Origin of the sequence: Yinghuangia sp. YIM S09857 (assembly GCF_051388915.1) — a bacterium.
GTDB lineage: Bacteria > Actinomycetota > Actinomycetes > Streptomycetales > Streptomycetaceae > Yinghuangia.
The window spans coordinates 70,496-76,745 of the sequence record NZ_JBPKBH010000006.1 but is presented as its reverse complement, the minus strand read 5'-3'; the positions used below and the strand labels follow the sequence as shown (position 1 = coordinate 76,745).

Below are 6,250 nucleotides of genomic sequence, written 5' to 3'. Positions count from 1 at the left end.
GGGGGGATCGGCGGCCGGGACATTGATCACTTGAGGATCTTGACGACCTGGCCGGCGCCGACGGTGCGGCCGCCCTCGCGGATGGCGAAGCGCAGGCCCTCCTCCATGGCGATCGGCTGGATCAGCGCGACGGTCATGCCGGTGTTGTCACCGGGCATCACCATCTCGGTGCCCTCGGGAAGGGTAACCACGCCGGTCACGTCCGTGGTACGGAAGTAGAACTGCGGGCGGTAGTTGTTGAAGAACGGCGTGTGACGGCCGCCCTCGTCCTTCGAGAGGATGTAGACCTGGGCCTCGAAGTCGGTGTGCGGCGTGACCGAACCCGGCTTGATGATGACCTGGCCGCGCTCGACGTCCTCGCGCTTGATGCCGCGGAGGAGCAGACCGACGTTCTCACCGGCCTGGCCCTCGTCGAGCAGCTTGCGGAACATCTCGATGCCGGTGACCGTGGTGGTGGTCTTCTCCTGCTTGATGCCCACGATGTCGACGGTCTCGTTGACCTTGACGACGCCGCGCTCGATACGGCCGGTGACCACCGTACCGCGACCGGTGATCGTGAAGACGTCCTCGACCGGCATGAGGAACGGCTTGTCGACGTCGCGCTCCGGGGTCGGGATCGCCTCGTCGACGGCGGCCATGAGCTCCAGGAGCTTGGCGCCCCACTCGGCGTCGCCCTCGAGCGCCTTGAGCGCCGAGACGCGCACGACCGGCAGGTCGTCGCCCGGGAACTCGTACTCCGAGAGCAGCTCACGGACCTCGAGCTCGACGAGCTCCAGGATCTCCTCGTCGTCCACCATGTCGGACTTGTTCAGCGCGACGACGATGTACGGGACGCCGACCTGGCGGGCCAGGAGCACGTGCTCCTTGGTCTGCGGCATCGGGCCGTCGGTGGCGGCGACCACGAGGATGGCGCCGTCCATCTGGGCGGCACCCGTGATCATGTTCTTGATGTAGTCAGCGTGACCCGGGCAGTCGACGTGCGCGTAGTGACGGTTCTCCGTCTGGTACTCCACGTGCGCGATCGAGATCGTGATACCGCGCTGACGCTCCTCCGGCGCCTTGTCGATCTGGTCGAACGGCGTGAAGGGGTTCAGGTCCGGGTACGCGTCGTGCAGCACCTTGGTGATCGCCGCGGTAAGGGTCGTCTTACCGTGGTCGATGTGACCGATGGTGCCGATGTTGACGTGCGGCTTAGTCCGCTCGAACTTCGCCTTCGCCACTGGGGTCCTCCTGTGGACTGGTTCTTGTACGCCGTACGACGTCGGGTTGGTCAGATGGGGCGGGCCGACGGCCCGGGATCCTGACGAATCCCGGGCCCCCTGGATTCCCGGTGAGCGTGTTACTCGCCGCGAACCTTGGCAATGATCTCGTCCGCGACGTTCCGGGGAACCTCGGCGTACGAGTCGAACTGCATGCTGTAGCTGGCCCGACCCGAGGTCTTGCTCCGGAGGTCGCCGACGTAGCCGAACATCTCCGACAGCGGGACCAGCGCCTTGACGACACGGGCGCCACTGCGCTCTTCCATGGCCTGGATCTGGCCACGGCGCGAGTTGAGGTCGCCGATGACATCGCCCATGTAGTCCTCGGGCGTGGTGACCTCGACGGCCATCATCGGCTCGAGGAGCGCCGGGTTCGCCTTGCGCGCCGCCTCCTTGAACGCCATGGAGCCGGCGATCTTGAAGGCGAGCTCGGAGGAGTCGACGTCGTGGTAGGCACCGTCGTGCAGGATGACCCGCACGCCCACCAGCGGGAAGCCCGCGAGGACACCGAACTCCATGGCCTCCTGGCAGCCCGCGTCCACCGAGGGGATGTACTCCCGGGGGATGCGGCCGCCGGTGACCTTGTTCACGAACTCGTAGTTGTCGTCGCCACCGGCGTCGAGCGGCTCGATGCCGATCTGCACCTTGGCGAACTGACCCGAGCCACCGGTCTGCTTCTTGTGCGTGTAGTCCACGCGCTCGACGGCGGACCGGATCGTCTCGCGGTAGGCCACCTGCGGCTTACCGACGTTGGCCTCGACCTTGAACTCGCGCTTCATGCGGTCGACCAGCACCTCAAGGTGCAGTTCGCCCATGCCGCCGATGATGGTCTGGCCGGTCTCCTCGTCGGTGTGCACCTGGAACGAGGGGTCTTCCTCCGCGAGCCGCTGGATCGCGACGCCGAGCTTCTCCTGGTCGCCCTTCGACTTGGGCTCGATGGCGACCTGGATGACCGGGGCCGGGAACGTCATCGACTCCAGGATGACCGGGTTCGACGAGTCGCTCAGCGTCTCGCCGGTGGTCGTGTCCTTGAGGCCCATGACGGCGACGATGTCGCCGGCGCCCACGCTCGGGATCTCCTCGCGCTTGTTCGCGTGCATGCGGTAGATCTTGCCGATGCGCTCCTTCTTGCCCTTCACGGAGTTCAGCACCTGGGAGCCGGACTCCATGCGGCCGGAGTAGATCCGGACGAAGGTGAGCTTGCCGAGGTGCGGGTCGCTCATGATCTTGAAGGCAAGGGCGGCCAGCGGCTCGCTGTCCGAGGGCTTCCGCTCGACGGCGACGGACTCGTCGCCGACCTTGTGGCCCTCGATGACCTCGCGGTCCAGCGGCGACGGCAGGTAGCGCACGACCGCGTCGAGCAGGGGCTGAACGCCCTTGTTCTTGAACGCGGTTCCGCAGAACACCGGGGTGAAGGTGGCCTCGCCGGCCTTCTCCGGGCTGGTGGAGGCGATGGTGGCGCGGCGGATGGCCGCGTACAGCTGCTCCTCGGTGGGCTCGGTGCCCTCCAGGAACAGCTCCATCATCTCCTCGTCGTGCTCGGAGATGGTCTCGACCAGCTTCTCGCGCCAGGTCTGGGCGATCTCGGTGTGCGTGGCCGGGATGTCGACGACGTCGTACATCTCGCCCTTCGCCGCCTCGGCGGACCAGACCAGGGCCTTCATGCGGATCAGGTCCACGACGCCCTGGAAGTCCATCTCGGCACCGATCGGCACCTGCATGACGAGCGGGGTCGCGCCCAGGCGGTCGACGATCATGTCGACGCAGCGGAAGAACTCCGCGCCGGTGCGGTCCAGCTTGTTCACGAAGCAGATGCGCGGAACGCCGTAGCGGTCGGCCTGACGCCACACCGTCTCGGACTGCGGCTCGACACCCGCGACACCGTCGAACACGGTGACCGCACCGTCGAGGACGCGGAGCGAACGCTCCACCTCGACCGTGAAGTCCACGTGGCCCGGGGTGTCGATGATGTTGATGGTGTTCTCTACACCCTCGAGGGACCAGTGGCAGGTCGTCGCGGCGGACGTGATCGTGATGCCGCGCTCCTGCTCCTGCTCCATCCAGTCCATCGTGGCGGCGCCCTCGTGGACCTCGCCGATCTTGTAGTTCACACCGGTGTAGAACAGGATCCGCTCAGTCGTCGTGGTCTTGCCCGCGTCGATGTGAGCCATGATCCCGATGTTGCGGACCTTGGCCAGGTCAAGAGCAGTGGTAGCCATGTGGCTTTCTCTCTCGTATCTCGTTCGACGGGGTGACGACTACCAGCGGTAGTGCGCGAAGGCCTTGTTGGACTCGGCCATCTTGTGGGTGTCCTCGCGCTTCTTGACGGAAGCGCCCAGGCCGTTGCTGGCGTCCAGCAGCTCGTTCATCAGACGCTCGGTCATCGTCTTCTCGCGACGGGCGCGGGAGTAGCCGACGAGCCAGCGGAGGGCGAGCGTGGTGGAGCGGCCGGGGCGGACCTCGACCGGGACCTGGTAGGTCGCGCCGCCGACGCGGCGGCTGCGGACCTCAAGGGTCGGCTTGACGTTCTCCAGGGCGCGCTTGAGCGTGATGACCGGGTCGGTGCCGGTCTTCTCGCGGCAGCCTTCGAGGGCGCCGTAGACGATCCGCTCGGCGGTGGAGCGCTTGCCGTTCAGCAGGACCTTGTTCACCAGCGAGGTGACCAGCGGCGAGTTGTAGACCGGGTCGATGATGACCGGTCGCTTGGGGGCCGGGCCCTTGCGAGGCATTAGCTCTTCTCCTTCTTCGCGCCGTAGCGGCTGCGCGCCTGCTTGCGGTTCTTGACACCCTGGGTGTCGAGCGAACCGCGGATGATCTTGTAGCGAACACCCGGGAGGTCCTTCACACGACCGCCGCGCACGAGCACGATCGAGTGCTCCTGGAGGTTGTGGCCCTCACCCGGGATGTACGCCGTGACCTCAATGCCACTCGTCAGGCGAACACGCGCCACCTTGCGAAGCGCGGAGTTCGGCTTCTTGGGAGTCGTCGTGTAAACACGGGTGCACACGCCGCGTCGCTGCGGGCTCCCCTTGAGCGCCGGAGTCTTGGCCTTGTCGACCTTGTCCTGGCGGCCCTTTCGGACCAGCTGCTGGATCGTGGGCACCGCGTCTCCGTCTTCTTCGTGCCAAGCGGTCTGATTACGACTGCATCTTCAATGTGCTGCTGGATGGCCTGTCATCCCTGGGTGTTATGGCCATCGCCTACCTCGCTATCCGACCCCCGCGGTCGGGCGTGTCGCCCAGTCTTCAGCGCGGAACGGAATCGGGAGGTATGTGTTTCGGTCTCCTGCACCCTCTCATGACGCATCCGAGGCGGATTGCGGTGAGCGCAGGCGCAAGAACCCGGGGACACCCCAGGCACAAGGAAAGAGAGTACCTACCACAGGTGCAGAGGTCAAAGCGAAAGCCGCGGCCCCCGCCGCCGCCTTGGATTCGCACCCGAAGGCACGCCTTGGCCGACGAAACCACCGGTCGCCGAGTGCCCCGGCCTTGTCCGTTCGGGTCCGCCCGGGTCTTCCCGGGAAATCCCACCGAGTCCCGCGGGCCACGCTACTCCGGACTGCCGTGCGGCGCCACGCGGCCACTCCCCCGGCCGGCCGGCGCCGTCCGGGCCCGCCCGGGTCAGTTCCCGCCGAGTTGCGCGAGCAGGGCCAGGGCGATCTGGATCCAGCCGAGCGTGAGCCCGGCCACCGCGGGGCCGGCACCGCCGTTGAAGGGGTACGGGCGGTGCCGTGACCGGTGCAGGGCCACGTGCCCGGTGACCACGGCGACGCCGGCGAAGACGAAGGGGTACGGGTTCACCGGATACGACTTCGTCAGCAACGCGGTGGCCGGCCACACCGCGACCAGCGTCACGATGCCGAGCACCAGCGAGGTGACCGCGAGCCCGTTCGTCTGCTGCGGCATCGGGCGCGGGACCATCGGCGGCACGTACGCGTGCGGCGCGACGAAGGCGTACGGGTTCACCGGCACAGCCGCGGGCGGGTGCACGGCCGAGGGGACCGGCCCCACCGGCAGGTCGTGGACGAGGACGGTGAGCTGCCCGTACGTCTCCGCGGACAGCGCCAACTCCAGGCGCTGCCTGTACTCGTCGTCCCGCAGCCTGCCCTCGGCCCACGCCGCCTTGAGCACGTCGGCGCAACGGTCGCGGTCCGCATGCGCGCACCGCATGGTGTCCTGGTGGGTGCCCCAGCCGCCGTCCATGTGGTCCCCCTCGCGTCGCTTGCTCCCCTTTTGGTGCACGGCGGGACCCAGCGGCGCTGTCCGTCTTCGTACTCAGATGGGGTTCACGGCGGGGCTCAGGACAGCGACCGACATCTGCCCGTCCAGGTCGTCGACGAACGCGGCGGCGAACACGAGGACCAGGATCAGGAGCGCGAGCCAGACGTACCCGAGCACCAGGCCGGCGATCGCCATGCCGCGGCCGGACTGGCCGGTCTGGTTGATCTGGGACAGCGCGACGTGCCCGAACACGATCGCGAGGATCGAGGTCACCCAGTACACCCACACGATGCCGAGCACGAGCGACGCGATCGCGAAGCCGTTGGTGCCGGGGCTCAGGTAGCCGTACGGGGGCGGGTAGTTGGGCGGGTACTGGTGGGGGTGGGGCCCGGGGAACTGCGGCCCGTAGGGGCCCGCCTGCCACGGCCCGGGGTGTGCGGGGTCGGGGTGCCCGGGGCCGGGGTGCCCGGGGCCGGGGTGCCCGGGGCCAGGGTGCCCGGGGACGGGGTGACCGGCGCCGGGGTGGCCGGGGCCGCCGGGGTGGTCGCCGGGGGTTCGGTCCGGCCCGAACGGTCCGTCGTGCGGGTCGTGCGGGGTGTGGCCCCACCCCTCACTCATTCCCTCGCCCATCGCTCCCCCTGGGTTCGCGGTCCTCGCGTACGCGGCCCTCGTGCGCGGCCCTGCGCGGTCCGGAGACGACGGCGGGGCCGCCACCATGCGTACATGGTGGCGGCCCCGCCGTTCTGCCGAGCGGATTCCTGGGATCCGGGA

6 protein-coding genes are annotated in these 6,250 nt (G+C 68.3%); all 6 read right to left on the bottom strand.

The genetic code is table 11. The features are described 5' to 3' along the window. Nucleotides 1-26: 26 nt before the first annotated feature. Nucleotides 27-1,220 carry an elongation factor Tu gene (gene tuf, locus ACRX5S_RS14215; protein ID WP_436773274.1) on the bottom strand — a complete coding sequence of 398 codons (1,194 nt, stop codon included), beginning with the start codon at nucleotides 1,218-1,220 and terminating at the stop codon, nucleotides 27-29. A 119-nt stretch (nucleotides 1,221-1,339) separates the two neighbouring features. Beyond that, nucleotides 1,340-3,478 carry an elongation factor G gene (gene fusA, locus ACRX5S_RS14210; protein ID WP_436773273.1) on the bottom strand — a complete coding sequence of 713 codons (2,139 nt, stop codon included), beginning with the start codon at nucleotides 3,476-3,478 and terminating at the stop codon, nucleotides 1,340-1,342. 39 nt (nucleotides 3,479-3,517) lie between these two features. Beyond that, nucleotides 3,518-3,988: a 30S ribosomal protein S7 gene (rpsG, locus tag ACRX5S_RS14205; protein ID WP_231778769.1), complete on the bottom strand. Its 471-nt coding sequence runs from the start codon at nucleotides 3,986-3,988 to the stop codon at nucleotides 3,518-3,520. After that, entirely contained in the window at nucleotides 3,988-4,362 is a 375-nt protein-coding gene (rpsL, locus tag ACRX5S_RS14200) for a 30S ribosomal protein S12 (protein ID WP_020549242.1), read from the bottom strand. The genes rpsG and rpsL overlap by 1 nt, the downstream gene beginning before the upstream one ends. Nucleotides 4,363-4,879: 517 nt before the next feature. Next, nucleotides 4,880-5,461 (bottom strand): DUF1707 and DUF4190 domain-containing protein, encoded by a 582-nt coding sequence (locus ACRX5S_RS14195; protein WP_436773272.1) that lies wholly within the window; start codon nucleotides 5,459-5,461, stop codon nucleotides 4,880-4,882. Between the two features lie 72 nt (nucleotides 5,462-5,533). Next, entirely contained in the window at nucleotides 5,534-6,097 is a 564-nt protein-coding gene (locus ACRX5S_RS14190) for a DUF4190 domain-containing protein (protein WP_436773271.1), read from the bottom strand. Between the last annotated feature and the right edge of the window lie 153 nt (nucleotides 6,098-6,250).

Bases quoted from the DNA above. Each gene is read 5' to 3' on its own strand.
- rpsG (WP_231778769.1), bottom strand. From the start codon at position 3,988: ATGCCTCGCAAGGGCCCGGCCCCCAAGCGACCGGTCATCATCGACCCG.
- fusA (WP_436773273.1), bottom strand. From the start codon at position 3,478: ATGGCTACCACTGCTCTTGACCTGGCCAAGGTCCGCAACATCGGGATC.
- ACRX5S_RS14190 (WP_436773271.1), bottom strand. From the start codon at position 6,097: ATGAGTGAGGGGTGGGGCCACACCCCGCACGACCCGCACGACGGACCG.
- ACRX5S_RS14195 (WP_436773272.1), bottom strand. From the start codon at position 5,461: ATGGACGGCGGCTGGGGCACCCACCAGGACACCATGCGGTGCGCGCAT.